General features: G+C 43.0%; 23 protein-coding genes. 12 read left to right on the top strand and 11 right to left on the bottom strand.

What is annotated here, in order from left to right:
• The first annotated feature begins 97 nt into the window (after positions 1–97).
• Entirely contained in the window at positions 98–1765 is a 1668-nt protein-coding gene (locus QFZ81_RS31595) for a ribonuclease J (RefSeq protein ID WP_307438028.1), read from the top strand.
• A 101-nt stretch (positions 1766–1866) separates the two neighbouring features.
• A complete protein-coding gene (locus tag QFZ81_RS31590) occupies positions 1867–3048 on the top strand; it encodes a cation:proton antiporter (RefSeq protein WP_307438030.1) in 1182 nt (393 codons plus the stop codon).
• On the opposite strand, the gene QFZ81_RS31585 is transcribed toward QFZ81_RS31590, so the two are convergent.
• From QFZ81_RS31585 to QFZ81_RS31565, 5 genes are all read right to left on the bottom strand, one after another.
• Positions 3041–3484 (bottom strand): DoxX family protein, encoded by a 444-nt coding sequence (locus tag QFZ81_RS31585; protein ID WP_307605862.1) that lies wholly within the window; start codon positions 3482–3484, stop codon positions 3041–3043. The genes QFZ81_RS31590 and QFZ81_RS31585 overlap by 8 nt on opposite strands.
• A 20-nt stretch (positions 3485–3504) precedes the next feature.
• Positions 3505–4107 carry a TetR/AcrR family transcriptional regulator gene (locus QFZ81_RS31580; protein WP_307438034.1) on the bottom strand — a complete coding sequence of 201 codons (603 nt, stop codon included), beginning with the start codon at positions 4105–4107 and terminating at the stop codon, positions 3505–3507.
• A 168-nt stretch (positions 4108–4275) separates the two neighbouring features.
• A complete protein-coding gene (locus tag QFZ81_RS31575; protein ID WP_307605860.1) occupies positions 4276–5268 on the bottom strand; it encodes a zinc-binding dehydrogenase in 993 nt (330 codons plus the stop codon).
• A 77-nt stretch (positions 5269–5345) separates the two neighbouring features.
• Positions 5346–6176 carry a Ppx/GppA phosphatase family protein gene (locus tag QFZ81_RS31570; RefSeq protein ID WP_307438038.1) on the bottom strand — a complete coding sequence of 277 codons (831 nt, stop codon included), beginning with the start codon at positions 6174–6176 and terminating at the stop codon, positions 5346–5348.
• A gap of 255 nt (positions 6177–6431) precedes the next feature.
• A complete protein-coding gene (locus QFZ81_RS31565) occupies positions 6432–7136 on the bottom strand; it encodes a response regulator transcription factor (protein WP_307438040.1) in 705 nt (234 codons plus the stop codon).
• Between the two features lie 271 nt (positions 7137–7407).
• On the opposite strand from QFZ81_RS31565, the gene QFZ81_RS31560 reads away from it, so the two are divergent.
• The 7 genes from QFZ81_RS31560 to QFZ81_RS31530 all read left to right on the top strand — a co-directional run bounded on the left by QFZ81_RS31560 (position 7408) and on the right by QFZ81_RS31530 (position 14965).
• The gene (locus QFZ81_RS31560; protein ID WP_307605858.1) at positions 7408–8721 is read left to right on the top strand and encodes an EAL domain-containing protein; all 1314 of its coding nucleotides are present in this window, start codon (positions 7408–7410) and stop codon (positions 8719–8721) included.
• Positions 8722–8725: 4 nt separating this feature from the next.
• Positions 8726–11989, top strand: a complete 3264-nt coding sequence (locus QFZ81_RS31555; RefSeq protein ID WP_307605856.1) for a response regulator — start codon at positions 8726–8728, stop codon at positions 11987–11989.
• A 510-nt stretch (positions 11990–12499) separates the two neighbouring features.
• A complete protein-coding gene (locus QFZ81_RS31550; RefSeq protein WP_307605854.1) occupies positions 12500–13393 on the top strand; it encodes a PhzF family phenazine biosynthesis protein in 894 nt (297 codons plus the stop codon).
• Positions 13394–13476: 83 nt separating this feature from the next.
• The gene (locus QFZ81_RS31545) at positions 13477–13863 is read left to right on the top strand and encodes an SRPBCC domain-containing protein (RefSeq protein WP_307605852.1); all 387 of its coding nucleotides are present in this window, start codon (positions 13477–13479) and stop codon (positions 13861–13863) included.
• Between the two features lie 19 nt (positions 13864–13882).
• Positions 13883–14278, top strand: a complete 396-nt coding sequence (locus QFZ81_RS31540) for a hypothetical protein (RefSeq protein ID WP_307605850.1) — start codon at positions 13883–13885, stop codon at positions 14276–14278.
• An 88-nt stretch (positions 14279–14366) separates the two neighbouring features.
• Positions 14367–14573: a hypothetical protein gene (locus QFZ81_RS31535; RefSeq protein ID WP_171689741.1), complete on the top strand. Its 207-nt coding sequence runs from the start codon at positions 14367–14369 to the stop codon at positions 14571–14573.
• Between the two features lie 113 nt (positions 14574–14686).
• A complete protein-coding gene (locus tag QFZ81_RS31530; RefSeq protein WP_307605846.1) occupies positions 14687–14965 on the top strand; it encodes a hypothetical protein in 279 nt (92 codons plus the stop codon).
• A gap of 126 nt (positions 14966–15091) precedes the next feature.
• Here QFZ81_RS31530 and QFZ81_RS31525 read toward each other — a convergent pair whose 3' ends face one another.
• Positions 15092–15829 (bottom strand): alpha/beta fold hydrolase, encoded by a 738-nt coding sequence (locus QFZ81_RS31525; RefSeq protein WP_307605844.1) that lies wholly within the window; start codon positions 15827–15829, stop codon positions 15092–15094.
• A gap of 128 nt (positions 15830–15957) precedes the next feature.
• Here QFZ81_RS31525 and QFZ81_RS31520 point away from each other — a divergent pair, with 128 nt between their 5' ends.
• Positions 15958–16899, top strand: coding sequence for a helix-turn-helix transcriptional regulator (locus QFZ81_RS31520; protein WP_307605842.1), 942 nt, complete (start codon positions 15958–15960; stop codon positions 16897–16899).
• Positions 16900–16907: 8 nt separating this feature from the next.
• On the opposite strand, the gene QFZ81_RS37545 is transcribed toward QFZ81_RS31520, so the two are convergent.
• From QFZ81_RS37545 to modA, 3 genes are all read right to left on the bottom strand, one after another.
• Positions 16908–17237, bottom strand: a complete 330-nt coding sequence (locus QFZ81_RS37545; protein WP_373463736.1) for a DUF5658 family protein — start codon at positions 17235–17237, stop codon at positions 16908–16910.
• Between the two features lie 116 nt (positions 17238–17353).
• Entirely contained in the window at positions 17354–18025 is a 672-nt protein-coding gene (modB, locus tag QFZ81_RS31515; protein WP_307607090.1) for a molybdate ABC transporter permease subunit, read from the bottom strand.
• Positions 18026–18027: 2 nt separating this feature from the next.
• Positions 18028–18846, bottom strand: coding sequence for a molybdate ABC transporter substrate-binding protein (modA, locus tag QFZ81_RS31510; protein ID WP_373463735.1), 819 nt, complete (start codon positions 18844–18846; stop codon positions 18028–18030).
• A gap of 167 nt (positions 18847–19013) precedes the next feature.
• Here modA and QFZ81_RS31505 point away from each other — a divergent pair, with 167 nt between their 5' ends.
• Positions 19014–19967, top strand: coding sequence for a helix-turn-helix transcriptional regulator (locus QFZ81_RS31505; RefSeq protein ID WP_307605840.1), 954 nt, complete (start codon positions 19014–19016; stop codon positions 19965–19967).
• 112 nt (positions 19968–20079) lie between these two features.
• Here QFZ81_RS31505 and QFZ81_RS31500 read toward each other — a convergent pair whose 3' ends face one another.
• Together QFZ81_RS31500 and QFZ81_RS31495 are read right to left on the bottom strand one after the other, a co-directional pair.
• Positions 20080–21636, bottom strand: a complete 1557-nt coding sequence (locus QFZ81_RS31500; protein ID WP_307438064.1) for an ABC-F family ATP-binding cassette domain-containing protein — start codon at positions 21634–21636, stop codon at positions 20080–20082.
• Positions 21637–21735: 99 nt separating this feature from the next.
• Positions 21736–22479, bottom strand: a complete 744-nt coding sequence (locus QFZ81_RS31495; protein ID WP_307605838.1) for a spermidine synthase — start codon at positions 22477–22479, stop codon at positions 21736–21738.
• Between the two features lie 93 nt (positions 22480–22572).
• Between QFZ81_RS31495 and QFZ81_RS31490 the strand changes: the two genes are divergently transcribed.
• Positions 22573–23526 (top strand): stalk domain-containing protein, encoded by a 954-nt coding sequence (locus tag QFZ81_RS31490; protein WP_307605836.1) that lies wholly within the window; start codon positions 22573–22575, stop codon positions 23524–23526.
• The last annotated feature ends 78 nt before the right edge of the window (positions 23527–23604 follow it).

Raw genomic sequence — 23604 nt, 5'->3', positions numbered from 1 at the left:
TCGAATTCAGAAATTAGATATAGAGTAAATCGAAGTATAGGTTATCCCTCATGTGGAAAAATTAAAGCGTATATGTATAAATGGGGGGGCTTTTCAGTTGAATAAGAAAGAAAATCAGTTATCTGTTTTCTCTTTAGGCGGCATCAACGAAATTGGTAAAAATATGTATGTGGTGCAATATGGCGATGATATCATTGTCATTGATTGCGGCTCAAAGTTTCCGGATGAAAGCTTGCTCGGTATTGACTTGATCGTTCCGGATATTACCTATTTGCTCGAAAATAGCGATAAAGTCCGCGCACTGATTATTACACATGGACATGAGGATCATATCGGGGGCATTCCGTATATACGAAGACAATTGAATATGCCGATTTATGCAACTCGGCTAACGCTAGGGCTAATTGAAGGCAAGTTGAGAGAGGCTGGACTGCTTGCAGATACGAAATTTATTGAGATTGACTCCGATTCGAGCATCGAGCTAGGGCAAATCACGTCTACCTTTTTCAAAACAAACCATAGTATCCCTGATTGCTTGGGGGTTGTTTTTCATACACCTGAAGGAACCGTCGTACATACGGGAGATTTCAAGTTTGATCTGACACCAGTCAACAATCAATACCCTGATATTCATAAAATGGCGGAGATTGGGAAGAACGGTATTCTACTTCTTTTATCGGAAAGCACGAATGCTGAGCGCCCAGGCTATACACCTTCGGAAAGTCTTGTAGGTAAGCATATTGAAGATGCCTTTCATAAAGCGAAGCAAAAAGTGTTCATATCCACCTTTGCCTCTAATGTTCATAGGCTTCAACAAGTTGTTGATGCTGCTCAGGCAACGAATCGGAAATTAGCCTTATTAGGCCGCAGTATGGTCAATGTTGTGAGAATTGCTTCTGAGCTTGGTTACCTAACGGTCCCTGAAGGGATGCTAGTAGAAGCGGGAGAAGTCAATCGGATGGCTTCAGAACGGATAGCGATCTTATGTACCGGTAGTCAGGGAGAACCGATGGCTGCATTATCGCGCTTGTCCCGTTCGAATTATCGTCAGGTAGAAATTATGCGTGGAGACACTGTTATTCTATCCTCATCCCCGATTCCGGGAAATGAACGCAATGTATCGCGGACTGTCGATAATTTATTTAGCTTAGGAGCTGAAGTGATATATGGTTCGAGCTCGTCTACAGGCATGCACGTATCCGGACACGGGAGTCAAGAAGAGTTGAAGTTAATGCTCACACTGATGAAGCCGAAATACTTTATTCCGATTCATGGCGAGTTTAGAATGCTTCATCAGCACCGTATTTTGGCTGAAGGGGTCGGTGTGGACCCAGCAAATATCTACATTCTAAATAATGGCGATGTCGTGGATATCAAGAACGAGGTAGCAACTCAGAGCCGCAAAGTGTATGCGGGGAATACCCTTGTCGATGGATTAGGGGATGTTGGCAACATTGTTCTACGTGACCGTAAACAACTGGCCGAGGATGGTATTTTGATCGTGGTCCTACTGCTTAGTAAAAGTGACGGTAAAATTTTGTCCGGTCCGGATATCATCTCCCGCGGGTTTGTCTATGTTCGTGAGTCGGAAGACCTGATGGATCAAGCCAATATTTTAGCAACAGAAACGATAAATAGGCTTCAAAAAGAAAACGTGAATCAATGGAATGTGCTTAAAACGAATGTAAAAGAAGCTCTAGGAAGACTCTTTTATGAAAAGACGGGCAGAAGACCCGTGATTCTCACCATACTTACGGAAATCTAGCACAAACAAGCGGATCCCTTCGGTTTGAAGTCGAATCCGCTTTTTACTTTATTAACGGATCACTGTCGATGTATGAGAAAATGTCTTGGGGGAGGAATCAAATGATCCATTACTGGCTTGTACTACTCACTATTGCCGTCGCAGTCGCCTATATAGCGGACAAGATCAAACAGCCGTATCCAACATTGCTGGTTATTGCAGGGCTATTGTTGGGGGTCATACCGATTCCTGCTCTGGATGAAATCAAAACGTATGTCGCTTCGGATCACGTCTTTCAAACAGCAGTCATTCTGATCTTTCTGTCAGCTTTAATAGGGGATGCGGCCCTTAAGCTGCATGTTCAAGAATTAAAAGCAAATAAACGACCGATTCTCTTACTCTCATTGCTAGGTACATTCATTACTTTTGTGCTAATCGCAGGACTTTGTAACGCTCTGTTAGGTCTTTCTTTACAAAAGTCCTTGGTGTTCGGTGCACTAATGGCCGCGACAGACCCTGTGTCGGTGCTTAGCATTTTTAAATCTATGGGATTAAATGAAAAGCTGTCCACGATTGTTGAAGGCGAAAGCTTGGCCAATGATGGTGTAGCCGTTGTTTTATTCAAGATTGCAGCGGTTACAACGGTTCTCAGTGCTTCAGGAACCCTGGAAGGTGCTGTGGAATTCGTGAAAGTTGTCCTCGGCGGTATGATTATTGGTGTGGTCGGAGGATTCATTGCCTCAAGAATTACTTCGAAAATCGATAACTATTTGGTTGAAATAGGGCTTTCTATTGTTCTATTCTATGGGGTTTTTGAAATGGCAGAGATGTTTCACCTATCTGGAGTGATTTCCGTCGTATTTGCAGGTCTATTATTGGGGACATATGGGAAAAAGATTGGGATGTCCGACTTTACACTTGAGAAAATGGACTCCTTCTGGGAAGTGATAGCTTTTATAGCCAATGCTTTAATCTTCCTTATGGTAGGGCTAGAGATTTCAAATATTGATTTTACGGACAAATGGCTGGAGATTGGCGGGAGCATTCTGATTGTAGTGGCTGCAAGATTTATTGCAGTCTATGTTAGTCTGCTCAGGGATCGTTCGATCCCTAGTGCGTGGAAGCCTATTATTGCTTGGGGCGGTCTGAAGGGTTCCTTATCCATTGCATTGATCCTCAGTATATCTCCGTCCTTTGAAGGCCGTGACTTATTGTTAGCCATGACCTTCAGTAATGTGGTCTTTTCTCTTCTGATTCAGGGCACTACGGTTAGCAAATTGGTGTCTAAATTAAAGGTTAGCTAGCACTGCCAGCCAAGAGAACCGCTGCGAGAAACACGAGCTGCAGCAGCGTTCGAGCGAGCAGCTTAGGCGTAGGTCTTCCGCCGATGGTTAATCGTTCCCGGGCTGCCTTCACATTGGCTGGAAACATGGCTATTAGCAGCATCGCCAAGCAGATGGAAGCCACGCGGGAGGTAGCGGGGAGGAGAATGCCGATGGCTCCGGCAATTTCCAGCCAACCAGTGGCAGTAATCAGCCAACTCGGCCTCGGGAATGCGGATGGAACCATCCGGATCAGGTCTTGTCGGCTTTTACCCCAGTGAGCGGAAGCGGTAACCAGCAGCATAACGGCTACCGCTCCTTGGAGCGAAGTTTGCCAACCGTCGAAATAGGACCAGCCGAACAGGCCTAGAACCCTAAATAGCGTAAACGAAACAACAAGCACATAAAAAGGTACCATGGGTATCCCTCCGTTAAAGTCTATTGGCTTGAATTGGCTTGTAACATATCCCTCATAAACAACGAATAATCTTGGGTATTAAAAGAAGTCCCAGCCAGTGGAATCGAGGATCGCAAACGTAAACCGAGTGAGAGCAGAACGAACATCTCCGCTGTTTTGTCCGTATCCACTGATTCCGGAATGACCCCATGTTCTTGGCCAGTCAGTATCCACTGCTTGGATACATGCACAGACCGCTTATAATACTGCTTGAGCACATCCGCTATCAGAGGCTGATCCTCTTTTCCAAGTAAATACATCAACACCTTGTTCGTCACGTCCTGACCGTCTTCCAATGCTGAAAGACTGTCTGTAATCTTCTGCATAGGATTCTCGAATGTTGGGCGGCTTTGATCCACTTCGTTCATAAAACGTTTATTGGTCTCTTCTAGCCGCTCTTGCAGTACCCAAGCAAAGATTTCGTCTTTACTCTTCACGTAATGGAAAATAGCCCCCTTTGACAATCCTGATTTCTCCATGATGTCTTTCATTGTGATCGAGTGACACCCTTTTTCCCGTATCAGCTCTTTGGTTGAATCCAGCAGCAGCTTCGTTGTTTGCTGCCTGCGTTCCTCTTGCTTCAAAGTCATCCCTCCGTGTACGTTTGTAACCTAATACGTCGATTATTATAGCTATATCTGAATTATATATACCGACCATTGGTTTGTAAATAGGTTTTAATCATTTTTGGAAGGCATACAAACAAGCGCATGCCACCTAAATGGCGCATGCGCTAGTTTATATGTCAATATCTAGACAGGCAGCAGAAGCACTTTGCCCGAGGTCATATTTGTCATATACTGCTGGATGGCATCTACAGTTTGACTCATCGGGAAGTTTTGACTAATCTCGGTTTGGATATGTGATCCGATTGATTTTTTCATCGAGCCCTGCAGGGCCAGAAGTTCGAAGATCGATTGTGTTTTCACCCAATCGGATGCCCAGAATCCGGCGATACGTTTCCGGCGAAAAACAAGATCATCGGCGTTGATCGTTGTCGTTTTTCCTCCCAGAAGGCCGTATTGGAAAATGGTAGCGCCATCAGGTAGCGCCGACAGCACGAGCCCCGTCAAGTTGCCTCCTACGGCATCAAAGCACACGGTAGCTCCTAGCTCATGAGACTTGCGCTTTAAGTCCTGCTCGAAGGTGTCTGAGCTGCTGTTGACGATATGCTGTCCGCCTATTTCTCTCAGCAGCAGTTCTTGTTCTTCCTTACGAACAACACTAATCACAGGAATACCATGCTCTTTTCCGAGCTTCACTAGGATTCTGCCAAGTGCGCTAGCACCGGCTGTTTGGACGATTGCTTTGGATTTATGCTGCTTAGCTATTTTCACCATGGCCATGGCACTCGCCGGATTGACGAAGAAGACAGCACCCTGCTCATCGGATACATGATCAGGCAGCACCATGCAGGTCATAGCACTTGCTTTGGTATAGGGCGCCCAGGAGCCGTAAACTTCGGATACGAAGGCGACACGCTTTCTTTTTAGCATTCGTGCGACAAGGCTGCTGCCTGTCGCGATAACTGTTCCGCATCCTTCCATGCCGCCAACCGAAGGCAGTTCTCGTTGTATGCCATAATGACCGTGCAGAAATAATAAGTCGGCGGGATTAATAGAGGCAGCATGTACTTTAATCAGCACCTCACCGCTGTTTATTTCCGGAATGGCAGTCTCGCCAAATTCAATACCTGAAATCCCTCCATACTCCTTGATCATAACGGCATTCATTATCTTCGTCATGCGAGTAAACCCACCTTATCTATTTGCGTATAATGTTCTCTAATGATTATATATGACTGCTGCAAAAGTGGGAATATTTATAACTGTCTGATAAATCCATGAGCGATATTGAGATCCGAAGGCATGAATTTGGTAGCGCCTGATTTGATCAAACCAGCAAGAACGACACAATTAGAGGCAATGGCCCCACGCATCCATTTGGGATCGAAGGGAGAGTTGGCTTCTAAGGTTTGGAGGTCCTGCGCTGCCAATTGTCTGGTTAGTAGGGTGAAATCATTTCGTTGGCAATACAGATCATCCTCAAGCTCGATCTGGAAATGACGCAAATACGTTTTCTCACCGCCCGTATAAGCAAACTGCTCTAAGGAAGCCGGTAATCGGCAGGAGAGCCATTTGATACAAGTGGCAATCTGTCTTTGTTCTGGAGGTCCAAGCAAGTTGAATTGTTGGTTAAGATCCGAGATGCCGAAAGGAATCAGATAAGGAGCCTCGCTTTCGCTCGTGATAATTTGGATGCTGCCTCCCCCGGCATTGATCACATCAAGGTCACTCGGGATATCCGATTCGGCTATAGCTTTCTTCAGCAAGTCAGCCTCCTCTTTCTGGCTAATGGTTCTGTAAGCAATCCTCAAATTCCTACAAACTTCCTGCATATGTTCGGACAAATGAGGTGATCTTCGCATCGCTTCTGTACCAATAGCTTCGATGTCTCCTTGACCAAGGCCTTCGATAAAGGAGCACTGCGTAGAAAGCAAAGACTTTAAAGTACCTTCAATAGACGGCAGGTCCACCCCGCTCTCCAGAAGCTCCCATGTTAGAACATCCACTTGCTCAATTTGATCGTTTGATTTCCTGAACACTTTGGCACTATGACTTCCCAAATCCAAAATTAATTTATTACTGTGCATAAGATCTCACCCATTTGTTTTCGTAGTTTGGTTATCCCCAAGCGTGGCTTCAGAACTCCAATACTAAAGGATCAATGATTTCTATGTCAACCAATTTTTACTAAAAATTAGTAAAAGTTTGTATAAAGATATAGTTTCAACAAATTGCATTGTTATACGACACAGATAGCATTAAGCCAGAGGAAATAGATACAAACCTCCCTTATATGTTCATCAAAAAAAGATGACCCAATCCTCGAAAGGATTGGGTCATCTTCACATGACAAATTTATAACCTACGCCCCACACGGTTTTTATGTATTTCGGTTCTTTGGGATTAACTTCAATTTTTCTGCGCAAATTCGTAATATGAACATCAATGGCACGGTCGTTTATGTAGGAATCGAAACCGCGTAATGCATTTATGAGATCTTCTCTGCGGTAAACGCGTTCGGGGTGCTCGTACAGCAGCCGGATAAGCTCGAATTCGGAGAACGTCATTTCGATGGAGTCGCCTCGGACGTAGAGCGTTCTTTTTTCCAAATTAATGTTTAAATCCATGGCTGGTACGGTAACTTCATGATCTACCTGAAGTTTTGGAGTCTCGGGAGGGTGTCCCAGTTTGAAACGACGTAATAGGGCTTGTATTCTGGCTTTCATCTCATGCATACTGAATGGTTTGCATAAGTAATCGTCAGCACCTACGGTGAAGGCTTCAATCTTTTCGCTCACTCTGGAGTCGGATGAAATGACAATAATGGGCACAGGAGTTATGTTCCGAAGGGAGGTACACAGCTCAGTTCCTTCAAAGTCAGGAAGATTGAGGTCGAGAAGAATGAGATCCGGTTCGAATTCATGCAATGCTGTAAGGCCTTCCTGACCGTTGTGGGACCTTAGGACTAGGAAGTCTTCCTCTTTCAGATACATACAGATCATTTCTCCGATAATATCATCGTCTTCAATTAGTAGAACTCTGTCCATTAGAAACTCCCCCAAACTAAGCTAAATTTTCCAGTTCAAAATTCATGAAATGAACAGAGGGAATGCACGTGCTAACACTTTACTCATTAATTCTATTATACTTTGTCGAAATTTAAGAGTAAACCGCTATCATTGACATTTTAAGAGAATTTGTTAGTAAATTATTAGCGAAAATAGAAGGGGGAATTCGTACCATTTATGTAAGTAACCTAATAAGTGGAAAGTATAATAGAGATAATGCGTAATTATTGCTTGTAAGGGTGGTGGGGAAATGGGTCTTTTGGACGGGTATGGTGTTCTAATCGTAAGTGAATCAAATGAATTAAGATCGGTAGTAGGGGCCTTAATCGAAAAGGATATACAGTTCGTAATGACAGGTATGGCGAAGCATGGAAATACCGTACTTGACTGCATCTTGGCTAGTAAACCGGATTTGGTCATCATTGATTTAGATATGGATAACTCAGATGGACTAATTGCGCTTCATCTTATTATGAATCATAGTCCTATTCCTGTCGTAGTACTTAGTACGCATACACCCGAAGGTTCTATGAAGACCATTCAAGCGATGCGGCTAGGTGCGGCAGATTATTTTCATAAAGAAATGTTAGCCCAGGAATTGAAAAATAAAATTGTGACCTCTTATTTTCTAGAACGATGCAAAATGGCCATTCAAAACGGGATTCAAGGCGTCTATGACTCTCACTTTTATTCAACAGGAATTGCAGAAACAGTTCTTTCTGCCCCCCTGCCACATAGACAAGATCAGTTCCAAAGGCGCATGGACATCGAGTTTCACTTGCGAAGAGCGATTGACAATCAGGAGTTTCATCTTGTTTATCAACCAGTCGTTGATGTATTTACGAATCGAATTGTAGGACTAGAGAGCCTGATTCGTTGGAATAATGCTACTTTGGGTCATGTGCCTCCTTCTGATTTTATCCCTATAGCGGAAGAAAGCGGTCTTATTCATGAAATTGGGGAATGGGTACTGAAGGAAGCCTGTATGCAGAACAAGCGGTGGCAGGAGGCGGGCCTTTCCAAGGTGTTCGTTGCGGTTAATCTGTCCAGACGACAGTTCAATGATAGCCGACTTAGCCGGATGATTCAGACTATTTTGGAGAAAACGGGCTTACAGCCCAAGTACTTGGAGCTCGAAATTACCGAAAGTATGAGTATGCAAGTTGAGCTGGCCGCAGACGCGCTTCGTCAGCTGAAGAAGCTGGGTGTTCGCGTCGCGATGGATGATTTTGGCACCGGGTACAGCTCACTCGGGTATCTCAGAGATTTTCCCATTGATAAATTGAAAATTGACCAATCCTTTATTAAGGGATTGATACAAAGCCAAGTGAATGCGGTTATTGTAAACACAATGGTTACGATGGCTAGAAATTTGAATCTTCTCGTTGTAGCGGAAGGTGTAGAGACAGAGGAGGAGCTTCAAGTACTTCGGGAGTGCGGCTGCAGGCTGGTTCAAGGCTATTATTTTAGCCAGCCGGTCATGGCGAAGCGTATCGAGGAAATGCTGCATCTAGAAACAAACAAACAGGATAGCGTGATTATCCTACATTCTAAGTCGATATAGGCTGGTGATTATTCTGCTTCACGCTTTGATTACCAATTTTGCTATTATAACGATTTTTGTATTATTCGTGGAACAGCTTTCCATAACGATGAAACTGAATCAGAAGCCAACTTGGCTCTATAAGGTTTTTATTGGTCTTTCACATGGAATGTTAGTCTTTGTCCTCTTGCACTTCAGTGTCCACGTTGATGATCACGTTATTATTAACTTTCGCGGAGTAGCCTTACTGCTTTCTACTTATCTAGGAGGATTCTTCTCCTTAAGTATTACATTCGTATGCTTATGGATAGGGCGCTACATCTTTGAAGGTTACATAGAAATTCCGCAGCTGATATTTGGAATGGTAGCTGTCACGGGGACTAGTATAATATTTGCTAGAACACGTTCTTATTGGCTTAAATGGTTATATGGAGGAGCTATTTTCTATCCGTCCTATTATACGATGATGTGGTTTGTTTATCGAACACCGTTTGATGTCTTTTACAGTTATATTTTCATTCAGCTGCTTTGTTTGTTTCTTGTTGCTTGTTTTCTGCGATATTTACTCCGGGCTCGTGAGTATAAGCAGCAGATCTATCAAGTGGAACAGGAACTAATCGATATGCTGCGCTTTCAGGCAGGGTTTACGTTTAAACTCCATAAACACCGGGATCGATACGTTTACATCCTATTTGAAGGACAGCTGGTCTATCATCTTGGTCTGAGACCTAGTCAATTCATCGGCAAAGAGTTGGACGAAATCCATGTATTAAGTGAAGAGTTTAAACAATTCGTAAAGAAGCATTATGATAAAGCTTGGCAGGGCGAACGAGTCTCGTATGAATACGATTGCGGCGGCTCTACGATCCTTGTTAACCTACAACCCATTTATAAGTATGGTTCCGTCAATGAAGTGATTGGATCTGCCGTGGACGTGACCGAGCACCGTGCAGCGCAAATCAAAGCAAGAGTCAGGGATGAGCAATATCGGACGTTGGTGGAAAATTCGGAGGACTTTATTTTCAGATTTCGACTGGATGGTAGCATCTCCTCTACGAACTACAAAATGCATCAGACCTTTCAGCTAGAGCCTGAGCAAGTAAGGGGACAGCAATTAACGGATCTGGTCCAGATGGATGAACCCGAGAAGTGGGAGCGGATATTTGAACAAACGATTGAGATGGGGAAAACACAGCAATTTGCGATTAATTTCCTGCTTCCAGATGGCGATCAGCACGCGTATAACGTCACCTTGTCCCCTTTATTCAATGAGGATAAATCAGAAATCACCGGCGTCACCGGAACGGTACATGATATAACCGACTTGAAGAAGCGAGAGGAAGCGGATGAGTCCAACAGGGCGAAGAGTAAGTTTCTAGCTAGGATGAGTCATGAAATACGCACCCCCCTGAACGGGATTATTGGACTTTCTTTACTTTTACAACGAACAGAATTGACGACGATTCAGAAGGATTATTTGGACAAAATTGATTGTTCCTCGAATGTCCTGCTTGCAACGATTAACGATATTCTTGATTTTTCGAAAATCGAGGCAGGCAAAATGACCTTGGAGATGGTGGATTTCTCACTAGAGCTATCGCTCCAAAAGGTTGCCGATCTGGTCAGCGTATCTATCGGCAAGAAGCGAATCGAGATCATGCTGGATACTCCAGCAGATTTACCGGATATTGTTAGCGGGGATTCCTTTCGACTAGAACAAGTACTCATTAATTTATCTAATAATGCGATTAAATTTACCAAGCAAGGCTATATCCGATTGAAAGTACGGCTCGAGAAATATGTGGACGAAGGGGTCGTTGTTTCTTTTACAATGGAGGACTCTGGAATTGGTATTTCTAGGGAGCAGCTATCGCAGCTATTTTTACCGTTCTCGCAAGCTGATACATCCATAAGCCGCAGGTACGGCGGTACCGGGTTAGGACTTGTCATTTGTCAGCATTTGGTGCAGTCTATGGGGGGCGTTTTGCAGGTGGATACGGTCCTTGGGGAAGGCAGCCGCTTTTATTTTAGCCTGACGTTTGGCACAAAGGGGGATGCAAGGAAAGAGGCAAAGCGCCTGGACAAGCACGCTGGGCTGCCGCAGGGGAATAACCGTGTGCTCTTAGCTGAAGATCATCCAGTTGTAGCGCAGCATGTATCCGAGCTCCTTAGTTCCTTTCAATACCAAGTGGATACGGTTACATCTTCTTCCGATTTGTTTGCTTCTTTGGAACATGATAGTGCGAATAAGTCTGCACATGACTATATATTCCTGGATATGCAAATGGATCAAATGCAGCATCCCGCCACTTGGCGCCATATATTAGTTTCGTTAGATCGCTCTCAGACGAGAGTGATTGCGTTTACAACACTTGAAGGCAGAGAGGAAATGTCCGAATTGCCATCGGAACTGAAAGCGGATGCAGTTATTGTTAAGCCCGTCAGTAGGCTGACATTGCAGAAAAGTTTACAAGCTTTGAATCAACTTAGATTGGAGACATTTCAAGCCTCTGCAAACAATTCCACTGAAGTAAGCAACTCGTCGTCCATGTCCAAAGGTAGTATTTTAGTTGCTGAGGATAATGAAATTAATCAATTGGTGATTATTGGCCTTCTTGAACAATTAGGTTACCAAGTGGTTATTGCGCAGAATGGTTATGAAGTCCTGGAACTTGTTGATCAGCAGGAATGGAAGCTTATTCTAATGGATATTCATATGCCTGAGATGGATGGCTATGAGGCAACACAGCGGCTCAGGAAGCTCAAGCTGATGAATCGGATCCCGATCATTGCCCTTACCGCAGATGTCATGATGCAGGAACGCCCGGAAGCCCTAAAACTTGGGCTGAATGACATCCTGATTAAACCAGTAGATGAAGAGCAGCTTTCTGATATGCTGGAGAAGTGGCTAAATCCGAATTGGTTATTTGAAATCGAGGGTGTAGATACCACGCAAATAATGAGAAATATCGATCATAAAATACATATTCTTCAATATATGATGGAGAAATTTAAACAGGATTATCGTAATTTCTCGGAGCAATTTTTCCTGCTTATCATCAATCAGGAGAATGCGACTGCACGCAGAATGGTTCATACGCTTAAAGGTATTGCAGCCAATTTCTACGCGGAGCCGTTGTTAACGGCAGTTCTGGCTTTGGAAAAAGAGATGGAAAACGAAAAAAATTTGGATGTCTGTCATGAGGGGATTATACGTATTCAGATTGAGATTGAGCGGATACTTGGCGTGAAGCAAGATGTTCCGCAAGCGAATTACCGGAGTCGATAGATGCCCGGTTTTTTGCTTTTTCAAAAAAGAAGCTGCCGCGGCAGCTATTTCTTTTTTGAGAAAGAAAAAATTGAATGATACTCACTCTGGAAGAGATAGTAAAATGAAACTTTTTTCCTATTTTTGACGTTTTAGAAGATGTGCTACCTTAATTACGGAGGGGATTGCTATTCGAAATAATATCGCATTAGCTGTACCGATTCAACTTATCGCGTGGGTGGTACTTGTTTTATCATTGACTTTGGAGCCTTTTAGTTGGTTTTTACTGCCAAGCGTCAATAACACCCCAGCGTTTATTACCGTTTCAAAATGGTTAATACAATCCTTAATTGTTGCTCATTTAATTGGATATTTCGTAAATAAACTGTTAAATAGATATAAATTATCGGATATTAATTGGAAATATTCTGTGCATCTCATTTTTTCTATTCTTCATATCGTTATCATCAGTGTTCTGATCATTGTCTTAGTGGGATTTGAGGATCTATAGTGAAAAGGCAGGTGTACGATATGAAAACAATAAAGGTTTATCATTACGATGCATTCAGTCATATTCCTAACATGGGTAACCCTGCGGGCGTCGTATTGGAAGGCGAAAAGCTTTCTGATGATGACATGCAAAAAATAGCAGAACAAGTTGGTTTTAATGAAACGGCTTTCCCGCTTAAGTCCGAAAAGGCTGATCTTAAGATTCGTTTTTTTACACCTGGTCATGAAATGAACCTCTGTGGTCACGCTACAATGGCAACCATTTATGCAATGAAAACAAAAGGGTTGCTTGGAGATCAAACAGAATTGACGATTGAAACAAAAGCAGGCGTATTATCGATTAGACTTGAGTCACAATTGAATAAAGGGATTTACATAACGATGCAGCAAGCCCCTCCGCAATTCCAAGAGTTCAATGGTTCACTGAAAGATTTGGCATCTGTTATGGGGATTCAAGAAGAAGATCTAGAAACCAATTTACCAACAGTGTATGGAAGTACGGGCATATGGACGTTGTTAGTCCCGATAAAAAACCTTAGTGCTTTCAGAGCAATGAAACCGAATAATAAGCACTTTCCAGAAGTATTAAAAGAAATGCCAAAGGCGTCGGTACATCCTTTCTGCTTAGAAACGTACGATGTGAATGCGAACATGCATGCTCGTCATTTTTCATCTCCATTTTCCGGTACGATTGAGGATCCGGTTACTGGAACTGCTTCTGGAGTAATGGGTGCTTATTATGCCAAATACATAAACAAGGAAGCAGGATCTCCACTAAATCTTTTGATTGAGCAAGGCCATGAAATGGGCCGGGATGGCAGAATTCACGTAACAGTAACATCAAACAATGATCAGTATGGCATAGAGATAAAGGGTACTGCTGTTCATGTTAAAGATTTCGAGGTTTCCATATAAATAGAGTTTCGAACAGGAGGAGTTCGGTTGGATCGGTTAACAGTTGTTCGGTCAATTTGGATTAAGGCTCCGCTGGAGCGGGTGTGGAAGGCAGTGACGGAGGCGGAGCAGTTGTCACTATGGTATTCACCAGGTTCACCATGGAAATTCCCTTGCTGCAAGTGGGTGAGCCGGTTTTCTTCCACCACTCCCCCAATACCTACCATGCGGGTACAGAGGTTGTAACCCTGCGAGCAACGATCGAGTCGATCGAGTCCCTGGAAAGGTTTGCCGTACGTTGGGATGCGGAATCTTCGGACATACCTACGATTACTACCTTCACACTCACAGAGGAAAAAGGTGGTACGATCGTGACGTTAACGGAATCGGGTTATGAGACAAAGCAACAAGTAGAACAAGTTGAAGAAGGTTATGGGATGTCGTTGGAAAACTTGAAGGCCCATTTGGATGGCGAAAGCTTGCCATATTGATTGCCGAAGGGGGATACTGGTGAGGAAACGTTGGTGGTTAATCGCAAGCCTTCTAGTACTAGTTACTGGCCTATTTATATACAGGACATATAGCAACCAAATTCTATCTATATCCATATATAAACCCGGTGCTAACGAATTGGAACAAATGACAGACATACAAAGGCTAGGAAATGAAAAGATGTTTCAGTCGTTAGAAAGATCTTTTCGTAATCAAAAATGTGCAGATCCGAAAGCAGATGCGATGGTGGATGCTCCATTTTATAAAATTGAGGTAAAGAAACGAGTTGGACAAGACTCCATTGAATTATGGGTTTCAGAACGGAAAGTTGGCATTCAGCAGAATGGTAAATACCGAAAAATCGAGGGGAAGTATACAGAAGCAATTCAATCTATAATTGAAACTATTAGATAAGTTGACTGTCTATGGTTTCGAATGAAATCTTCTACTTTGAGTAATAATATCGTGAAGTATATTTTGCGATAATAACGGAGGGATTTCTTTGGATCAAAATGAATTGCATAAGAAGCTTGGACGTCCAGTTAGCTGGGCCATTACCTCGAATCCGGAAGAGAACGCGGATAACGCAATCTCGAATAATGTGGACCAGACAGATGAGGAAGTTCCGTCTAACTATCAGGCGATGGGTGAGAGCTATAGCGATACGACTAACTTTGAAGTTAACAAAGAGCCCGGCAGATTAAATTAGAAAAATAGGAGGAGCCATGTTGAGAATTCAATGTGGCTTTTTTTATTGCTACTATTTCTTATTTCACGCAAAAAAATGGTATAATAAGGATATTAACGTGAAGGAGGTCTAACATGAAAGATGCTTCCTACAACCCATTTAATGACAAAACATTGCATCAAACCGAGAAATCAGCCAATGAGGTTGCCACAGAAGAGAGGGCGCCTTTTAACGAAGCAATTAAGCATGGCGATATAGTTCAAGGCTTTCAATCACCTAAACGACTTGAGCAATTTCCAAAGTGGTACCAGAATCCTCGAAGAATTTACGCTACGATTTCTGTGCTCGTTTTTGCCTCGTTTATCATCTATCAAATTGTCCAAAATATTGTCGCGATAGCCACAGGAAAATAGCTTTGGAATATCGGTAACATCATTGAGCGCCTTATCCGACAATCGGTGAGGCGCTTTGTCGTAGCGAACGGTTCTGGTAAGTGGATCAACCTGTCCAAGGAAATCTCTTCTCAGTTGACCGGCGACTTAGGATAGTCCTTCCCTATTGGCTAGGAAGTTTTGTAATATAAGCTTCAATCCATCCGGATCGCTAAGCATCGGTAAATGCCCGGTATCCAGACTTTGCACCGATTGTGGAGAAAGATTTGAGATCATTTTATTTTGTAAGGATAAACCGAATTCTTTATCTTTATTTAGTTTCACATAAAGCTTTGGTACAGCCGGAACGGACACATCGATAGGGTCTGTATAAACACGAACGGACTCTGGAACGAATCCTTTTACAATATCCGAAGTCTGCTCCGGTGTAAGGTCATTGCATAATCCAGCTCGGATCGCAGACTCGGGTGGTTTCGTACCCATTTTCCGCAAAATGGTAGACATCAGGATCCTCTTGGGGAATGGCAGAACGGATAAAAATGACCCCCCATTCTTCGGAATTGCCGCTCCAACTGCGACAAAGCCTATCAAACGATCGGACAGTTCTGATGCAAGTCTAAGAGCGAGAACTCCTCCAAGTGAATGGGCAACAATAACAAACTTCGGAGTCTCCCATGCATCTACTTGTTTTTTCAAATAGCTCACATAATCCCCTAGAGTAAGCTCCTTCCTCGATTCAACAGAACCGTTCCTATAAGGAAAATCGATCTGTAAACAGGGATGATCAAGCCCCTCAATAACTTTGTCCCAGACGCCACTTTGCAAGCCTGCTCCATTAATAAATACGAACCCCGTCTTCTTTTGTGTAAGCTCTTGTGTATACATCTTTCATTTCCTCCTCGGATCATTGCTCATGATTGGTTTATAAGATGAGGATATCATATAAATAAGACAATAATTGTCTTATTTATATGATAAAATGAAATAAAATATCTCGAGATTGGGGGATGCGGTTGCAAAAGTCACAGCGGCTAATCCAACTGATTATGATGGTTAACGCCAGAAAGTCCTTTACCGCTAAAGAGCTGGCTGATGAATTCGGGTTATCTACTCGAACGATTACGCGGGATTTACAGGAACTGAGTGAACTCGGCGTTCCCATCTATTCCATCCAGGGGAGAGGGGGCGGTTATAAGCTGCTGCAGGAGAGATTGCTTCCCCCGATTAGCTTCTCCGAAAGCGAAGCGGTCGCAATGTTTTTTGCCTGCCAGTCCTTGGACTACTTCAGCTCCTTACCTTTTGGCGATGGGGCGGGCTCTGCGCTGCATAAGTTTTATCATTACTCACCTGCTGACGTAAGGGAGCAGATAGATCGTTTAAAGAATAGGGTTGCGATCTACAGCCCGTATCGGCTCATGTCTCCGGAAATTCTTCAAACCCTTCTGCAGGCGATTATGATTCGCAGTGTGGTAACGATAGATTATAGTTCTAGCAGCGGCGTGTTGAAACGTAACATTCAGCCTATTGGCCTTTATGCGAGTTCTGGTTATTGGTATTGTCCTGCCTATTGTTTTTTGCGTGAAGAAATTAGGCAGTTCAGGGCGGATCGGTTCCTCTCCGCTTCTCTGAACGAATCGATCCCTTGCCGAGAAGACATCGAACAAAAAACCTTGCTGAATAAGCCTGAAAAAGACCATCTGGAACAGAAATTGCTCCTACTGGAATTGACCAAAAAAGGCGTGTGGCAGCTCGAGTCCAATACTCGGTTTGCCTCTACTATACAACGCAACGAAGACGGTAGCGGGACTGCAGCAGTTCCAATTGCGGCTGAGGACGTGCATTTCTATGCGGAACTTGTCTGGCAACTGGGAGTAGAAGCCAAAGTAATGGGGCCAATTGAAGCTATTGCATACATCGAGCAAAAAATTGAATCCATGCGACGCCTATATAGTTGATTGAATGATTAGCCATTTGCAACGTAAGTCAATCCATAAGACAACCAGATGAAATGGTAGACATTGACGGCTCCGTAGATCAAGACGGTGAGGGTCAAACAGGGCTGGACCCAGACCCTTTTGGGAATACGGGGATAGATGGCCATTAGGATCAAAGGAAGTATCAGTTTAATAAAATAGTATCCACCCACGTTCCACTCGTAAATGTGCCGGATAAGTGGATTTAATTCCTCGATGAATGCCAATTTTAGGCCAATATCCGTGAATAACGCATCGCTACAACATAAGAGTAACCAAATAAGTGTTTTGCTGATAAAAAATTGACAAAAGACATCCATAGGCGTCCTCACTTTTCAACGGCAAGAATGAAGTGGAAATGACATGGTTATATATGGATGATACATATTGTAACTTTTAAAGACAATAGTTCAAACGCAAATAAAAGTACCTCCAACTAACTCTTGGTTTTGTGGTTAGCGAACAATAACAGTCCGAATGAGATCATGATTATGGCTACTGCCCAACACCATGCTAGGGTTAGATCACCAGATTCAACAGCCATATATATGGCGGTAGGCAAAGTTTGAGTTTTGTGAGGGATGTTGCCTGCGATCATTAGCGTTGCACCGAATTCCCCGAGCCCTCGAGCAAAGCCAAGAATGTAAGCTGTCGTCACAGAACGCCATGCCAAAGGTAACGTAATATATCGTAGAACTTGCCACTCGTTTGCTCCTGTTGATCTCCCCGCGTCCTCCAGATCTTTGTTGACCGAGGAAAATCCGGTTTTCATCGTTTGATAGACTAAAGGAAAAGCTACCACGATCGAAGCGATCACCGCAGCCCCCCATGTGAATATAATCGACTGATTGAAAAAGTTTTCCATGAGGTACCCAATCCAACTTTTTTTACCCAGTAAGACAAGCAAGATAAAGCCTACGACTGTTGGAGGCAGTACCAAAGGCAGTAGAAAGGTAGTTTCTAACAATGTTTTTCCGCGAAAGTTCCGCCGCGACATTCCCCATGCTGCTAATCCACCAATCAAAAGAACAAAAATGCTGGATACGACGGCAACCTTTAATGAAAGGATTATAGGATAAGCAAATTCTGTCCAGTTTATCTGTTTCATCATCATTTTGGAATAGAGAATCCGTATTTTACGAACACATCTTGTGCTTCTTTACTTTGAAGATATGTGTAAAAGTCAGCGGCTTCTTTGCTGTGTTTAGTTGCTTTTACAATACCGGCAGGATATTCAATGGGCGTATACATTTTTGGATCAACACTAAAAGCTGCTTTCACATTTTTTGAAGTCAACGCATCGGTTTTATAAACAAAACCGGCTTCGGCATTCCCGGACTCTACGTAGGTAAGTACTTGGCGTACATCCTTGCCTTGTACGATTTTGGCTTGAAGTGTGTCCCAAAGCTTCGAGTTAGTCAATGCCTCTTTGGCATAGCTGCCAGCAGGGACTGTCTGCGGTTCTCCGACTGCTAAGTGCTTGATCGTTTCGTTTGTTAAATCTACTAATTTTTGTACAGTCACTTTACCATCAGCTGGAACAACAAGAACTAATTCATTAATAAGCAAGCTTTTTTGCTGTGATGGCTCAATCAATTGCTTATCGACTAGGGTTTTCATATTTTTAGTCGCAGCCGAAAAGAATAAATCTACAGGAGCTCCTTGTTCGATTTGCTGCTGCAGAGCCCCTGAAGCTCCGAAGTTAAAATTGAGTTTAATTTGTTTGTTTTTGTTCTCGTAATTCGTTTGAATCTCTTTGAATGCATCGGTTAAGCTTGCGGCTGCAGAAATCGTTAATTCTACTTTCTCAGTGGGTACTGATGTTGAACTTGCAGCAGGTTGCTCCTTTTTGCCCGAACAACCTGTGATGATCATGGCAGTTATAACTAAACATAATAAAACATAACTAAATATTCTTATTTTTAACATCGTATTCCCTCCAAGTTTAAGTTTATATCTATTTAATTATAAATAAAATTGTATAATTAGTGATAATTATATAAAACCATATTTAATTAGTAAACAACGGGATTGAAATACCCTATTTGTCAGCTTATGATAGATGATAATGAAAAACATGCTTTTGGAGGTTGACAATGACAGCTGACATTTCCTATACAACGGAAGAAATATCTAAACTTTTGAAAATCTCCAAACTAACCGTCTATGATCTAATTAAAAAAGGGGATCTGCCTTCCTATCGTGTCGGCAAGCAAATGCGCGTAGACGCATCGGATCTCGAAGCATATAAAACACGTACGAAAGGAGGTATGGCCTCTATCCTCAAAAAGGATCTGGCCGAATCTCCTGCACAGCTGCAATTTCATGCTGCCTCATCTTCGAAACAGTCTCTTGTTATAACTGGACAAGACGTTAGCTTGGATATTTTAGCCAAACATATCGAGAGACATGTAACCAATTACAGACCGCTTCGTTCTTACGTGGGAAGTCTGGATAGCTTAATTTCGATGTATAAGGGTGAATCTGATATTGTCAGCACTCATTTGCTGGATGGTGACACAGGTGAATATAACTTTTCCTATATCCGGAAATTGCTGACGGGTTCTTCCTATCTGGTTATGAATCTCGTTTCTCGATCGGCTGGCCTATATGTTAAGCAAGGAAATCCCAAGCAGATTTACGGCTGGGCGGATCTCAAGAAACCTGGACTTCAATTGGTCAATCGTGAAAAAGGTTCCGGAGCACGTGTTCTTCTCGATGAGCAGCTCCGTCTTCATGGAATTTCACATCAGCTGGTTAGCGGTTATGAGCAGGAGGAATCGAATCACATGGGTGTGGCTGGTAAAGTCGCCACGGGTGAAGCAGATTTCGGAGTTGGGATTGAAAAAGCAGCCTATATGGTTGGCGGCGTTGATTTCATTCCACTTATTCAAGAACGATATGACCTTGTCATGTTAAAAAAACCGGAAAATCTAGAATGGATTGAGAGAGTTAAGCAGGTCTTACAATCCGAATCCTTTCATAATGAGCTGCGTCCAATCCAAGGTTATGACTTATCGCAGACAGGACGCATTCTATTCGAGACTTAACTAGGTGATGTGCGAGGGAAGATGCCAGTTTGAAATATCATCATGCGACGCATACATGAATATAAAAAGCTTACCTAATCGCAAACGATCAGGTAAGCTTTTTAGGTATAATTTAAAACACTTTGGTCGTCCAAGATTCACAGTTCCATGTTTCTGTTACGACATCCCGATAAAAGTCCGGTTCATGGGAAATCAGCAGGATGCTGCCTTTGTACGACTGGAGAGCACGTTTCAGTTCATCCTTCGCATCGACATCCAAGTGGTTCGTCGGCTCATCGAGCACGAGTAGGTTCGTCTCGCGGTTGATCAGCTTGCAAAGTCTAACCTTAGCTTTCTCACCACCGCTGAGTACCACAACTTTACTCTCGATATGTTTGGTTGTGAGACCGCATTTGGCTAACGCCGCGCGTACTTCGAATTGTGAGAATGAGGGGAACTCATTCCACACTTCCTCAATACAGGTGTTGTTATTGGAATCCTTGATCTCCTGTTGGAAGTAACCAATTTGGAGGTTATCTCCCTTTTGTACAGACCCGGATAATGACTTGATTTCACCTAAAATACTGCGCAGCAATGTCGTTTTACCGATGCCATTCGCCCCTACAAGCGCGATCTTCTGACCTCGCTCCATACGAAGGTTGAGCGGTCTGGATAAGGGATCCTCGTAACCGATGACGAGATCGGTCGCTTCAAAGATCAGCTTACCAGCCGTTCTCCCCTCCTTAAAATTAAACTGCGGCTTCGGTTTTTCTCTACCCAGCTCGATGACTTCCATCTTGTCCAGCTTCTTTTGCCGGGACATCGCCATATTCCGCGTCGCCACACTCGCTTTATTACGGGCAACGAAATCCTTCAATTCAGAAATTTCCTGCTGTTGGCGCTTATACGCGGATTCAAGCTGCGACTTTCTCATTTCGTGAACCTGCTGGAAATGCTCGTAATCGCCAACATAGCGGTTTAAGGCTTGATTTTCCATGTGATAAATCAGGTTGATAACGCTGTTAAGGAACGGAATATCATGTGAGATGAGAATGAAGGCATTTTCATACTCTTGCAGGTAGCGTTTCAACCATTCGATATGCTGTTCATCGAGATAGTTCGTCGGCTCATCGAGGAGAAGAATGTCCGGCTTTTCGAGTAGAAGCTTCGCAAGCAATACCTTCGTTCGCTGCCCACCGCTTAAATCATTGACGTCCTTATCCAGCCCAATATCCGTAAGGCCTAGTCCACGGGCGGTTTCTTCGATCTTGGCATCGATCATGTAGAAATCTTGATTCGTCAGTGTATCCTGAATCGTTCCAACATCTTCAAGCATTTGCTCAAGCTCTTCTGGGGTTACGTCGCCCATCTTGGCGTACATATCGTTCATTTCCTGTTCCATGTCGAACAGATATTGAAAGGCTCCCTTTAAGATGTCGCGGATCGAAAGTCCCTTGTTCAGTACTGCATGTTGATCCAGGTAACCAACGCGCATACGCTTGGACCATTCGACCTTGCCGTCATCCGGCTGGAGCTTACCTGTAATGATGTTCATGAAGGTGGACTTCCCTTCACCGTTAGCGCCGATGAGTCCGATGTGCTCGCCCTTGAGTAGGCGGAAGGATACATCGTTGAAGATGGCGCGGTCTCCAAAGCCGTGACTTAGTCGTTCTACGTTTAATATGCTCATGAATGACACCTTTTCTTTTGATCTATTCTTACTTTATTCCTATTTTATTATAAACCATATGGAGTGAACAACTCCCTGGAAGAAGAATTCATCGAATCCTCATTTACTGTCCCTAATGATATATCCTTGTCCAAGTTCAATCTCTGTGAAACCCGCCATGTGGCGTGCCTGAAATCCGATTGGCTTGTTTCTGCCCATGATAATGATATTTAGTATGTCGGCCGCACCCTCAGATGGCAGGGCAAACGATTTGATATAAGCATATTCCTCGCTAAGAGTCGTATGAATGGCATTAAGGAGCTGATCATTCTCGCCTTTGCCCATCAGATTCATGATGATAGACCCTTGCGAATCGAGTTTTTCCCTAGTCATCCTGAAAAATTCCCTGGACGTTAAATGCAGAGGAGTACCCTTCTCCGTAAAGGCGTCCAAAATAATATAATCGTAGGTCAGCGGTTCCTCACTCCCGAGAATCTGGCGTCCATCACCAACAATCACATTATCCTTGCGGTATCCAAAAAACCTCTTGCTTAATTCCACGATTTTATCATCGAGCTCCGCTACTTTAAATCGTTTCTCCGAATAATGCCCTGCAATCGTTCCAACTCCGTGCCCAATGACAAATACATCCTCGAATGATGGGGTGTTGAAATCCATTAAATGGATAATCGCTCGCGGATATTCAAATAGGATTCGTTCGGGATTATTCAAATCCATCGCACCTTGTATAGCCCTATTGGAAAACTCCAATACTCGGAAGTTTCCTTTCTCACCATACAGTTCCGGCGTGTCGTATACAGATATCTCGTGGTTATTGCTGACCTCTTTAAACAGTAAATCCAAGTTATGTAGCTCCTTTCTTACTTCCTATTTTTTACAACTAAATGGAATGGTTAGCGTCTAATCATTTAAAGAATGAAGAAGAGGTGCAGCTCATTGAAAAAATTTCTATTGGGATTAAGTTGTGGTTTCGTTATGGCCTGTTCATCGGTTGCTTTGGCGTCGGATACTATTCAAGCCCTGCTATTTCCAGCAAGCTTTGAAATCAATGGGAATAGTACGACATTAAACAATGATTACAAGGTACTTAACGTAGATGGGCATGCGTATGTACCTATCCGTTTTGTCGCTGAACACTTGGGGGCTACTATTGACTATGATGCGGATACACATAAGATTTTCATGAAAAATGCAAATCTAACGTTAACGGATCCCAATTATAAAGGCATAACTGTTGGGAACTTAATTCTAACAAAATTGGGTGAAAACACGAAAGTTACAGGGCAACTGCAAATCGAAGGTATGGGTAATACCAAGAATATGATAGGAGCAAACCTTTCTTTTTACAATGATAAATGGGAAAAAGTTGGAGAAGTTGCCATAAGCGGTAATGATTTTGGGGTCGATGCGCAGACCTTCGTGTCAGAGGGATTAGGGGACTTCCGAACATACTCAACGGTTAATCTACATATTGGCGCTGTAAACAATCGGATTATTAGTCAAGTCCCAAGCATCATGTATGAAAATAAGGCATACAATTTCACTCTAAAACTCCCTAAGCGTTGGGAAGGGAAGTATGAGGTCGCGAACACCATCTTTGAAGCTTCTAAACGTGAAAGTTTTGATTTTATCGATAAGGCAAATAAAGTGTTTGGGGGCGTGTCCTTTACGATCACGAGATGGACGAAAGAAGACTGGCAGACAAACAGTGAAGAAACGGTTAGGAATAGTCATCTTTCAAAAATCGGAGAAAAGGGAGACCATATTTTCACGTTAAGCACTCCAACAGATGTACAATATAATCTACATGATGAGAAGTTGAAGGCTGAGTATCTTTCTATGTATGACGATATCATTAACATAAAAACGTCTTTTGAGATTAAAAATTAGATCGAATTTATTTATAAAAGCTGACAGACTGTTGTCATATTATGAATGTTATATTTTCTATATTAAAACTAGTAGGAG

It is taken from the genome of Paenibacillus sp. V4I9, assembly GCF_030817295.1.
Classification (GTDB): Bacteria; Bacillota; Bacilli; order Paenibacillales; family NBRC-103111; genus Paenibacillus_E.
The sequence above is the reverse complement of the archived record's forward strand: the minus strand, read 5'-3'. Positions and strand labels throughout refer to the sequence as shown.

Excerpts from the sequence above, each read along its gene's own strand:
- QFZ81_RS31590 (WP_307438030.1), top strand. The coding sequence starts at position 1,867 with ATGATCCATTACTGGCTTGTACTACTCACTATTGCCGTCGCAGTCGCC.
- QFZ81_RS31585 (WP_307605862.1), bottom strand. The coding sequence starts at position 3,484 with ATGGTACCTTTTTATGTGCTTGTTGTTTCGTTTACGCTATTTAGGGTT.
- QFZ81_RS31575 (WP_307605860.1), bottom strand. The coding sequence starts at position 5,268 with ATGACGAAGATAATGAATGCCGTTATGATCAAGGAGTATGGAGGGATT.
- QFZ81_RS31570 (WP_307438038.1), bottom strand. The coding sequence starts at position 6,176 with ATGCACAGTAATAAATTAATTTTGGATTTGGGAAGTCATAGTGCCAAA.
- QFZ81_RS31565 (WP_307438040.1), bottom strand. The coding sequence starts at position 7,136 with ATGGACAGAGTTCTACTAATTGAAGACGATGATATTATCGGAGAAATG.
- QFZ81_RS31560 (WP_307605858.1), top strand. The coding sequence starts at position 7,408 with ATGGGTCTTTTGGACGGGTATGGTGTTCTAATCGTAAGTGAATCAAAT.
- QFZ81_RS31550 (WP_307605854.1), top strand. The coding sequence starts at position 12,500 with ATGAAAACAATAAAGGTTTATCATTACGATGCATTCAGTCATATTCCT.
- QFZ81_RS31530 (WP_307605846.1), top strand. The coding sequence starts at position 14,687 with ATGAAAGATGCTTCCTACAACCCATTTAATGACAAAACATTGCATCAA.
- QFZ81_RS31525 (WP_307605844.1), bottom strand. The coding sequence starts at position 15,829 with ATGTATACACAAGAGCTTACACAAAAGAAGACGGGGTTCGTATTTATT.
- QFZ81_RS37545 (WP_373463736.1), bottom strand. The coding sequence starts at position 17,237 with ATGGATGTCTTTTGTCAATTTTTTATCAGCAAAACACTTATTTGGTTA.
- modB (WP_307607090.1), bottom strand. The coding sequence starts at position 18,025 with ATGAAACAGATAAACTGGACAGAATTTGCTTATCCTATAATCCTTTCA.
- modA (WP_373463735.1), bottom strand. The coding sequence starts at position 18,846 with ATGTTAAAAATAAGAATATTTAGTTATGTTTTATTATGTTTAGTTATA.
- QFZ81_RS31505 (WP_307605840.1), top strand. The coding sequence starts at position 19,014 with ATGACAGCTGACATTTCCTATACAACGGAAGAAATATCTAAACTTTTG.
- QFZ81_RS31500 (WP_307438064.1), bottom strand. The coding sequence starts at position 21,636 with ATGAGCATATTAAACGTAGAACGACTAAGTCACGGCTTTGGAGACCGC.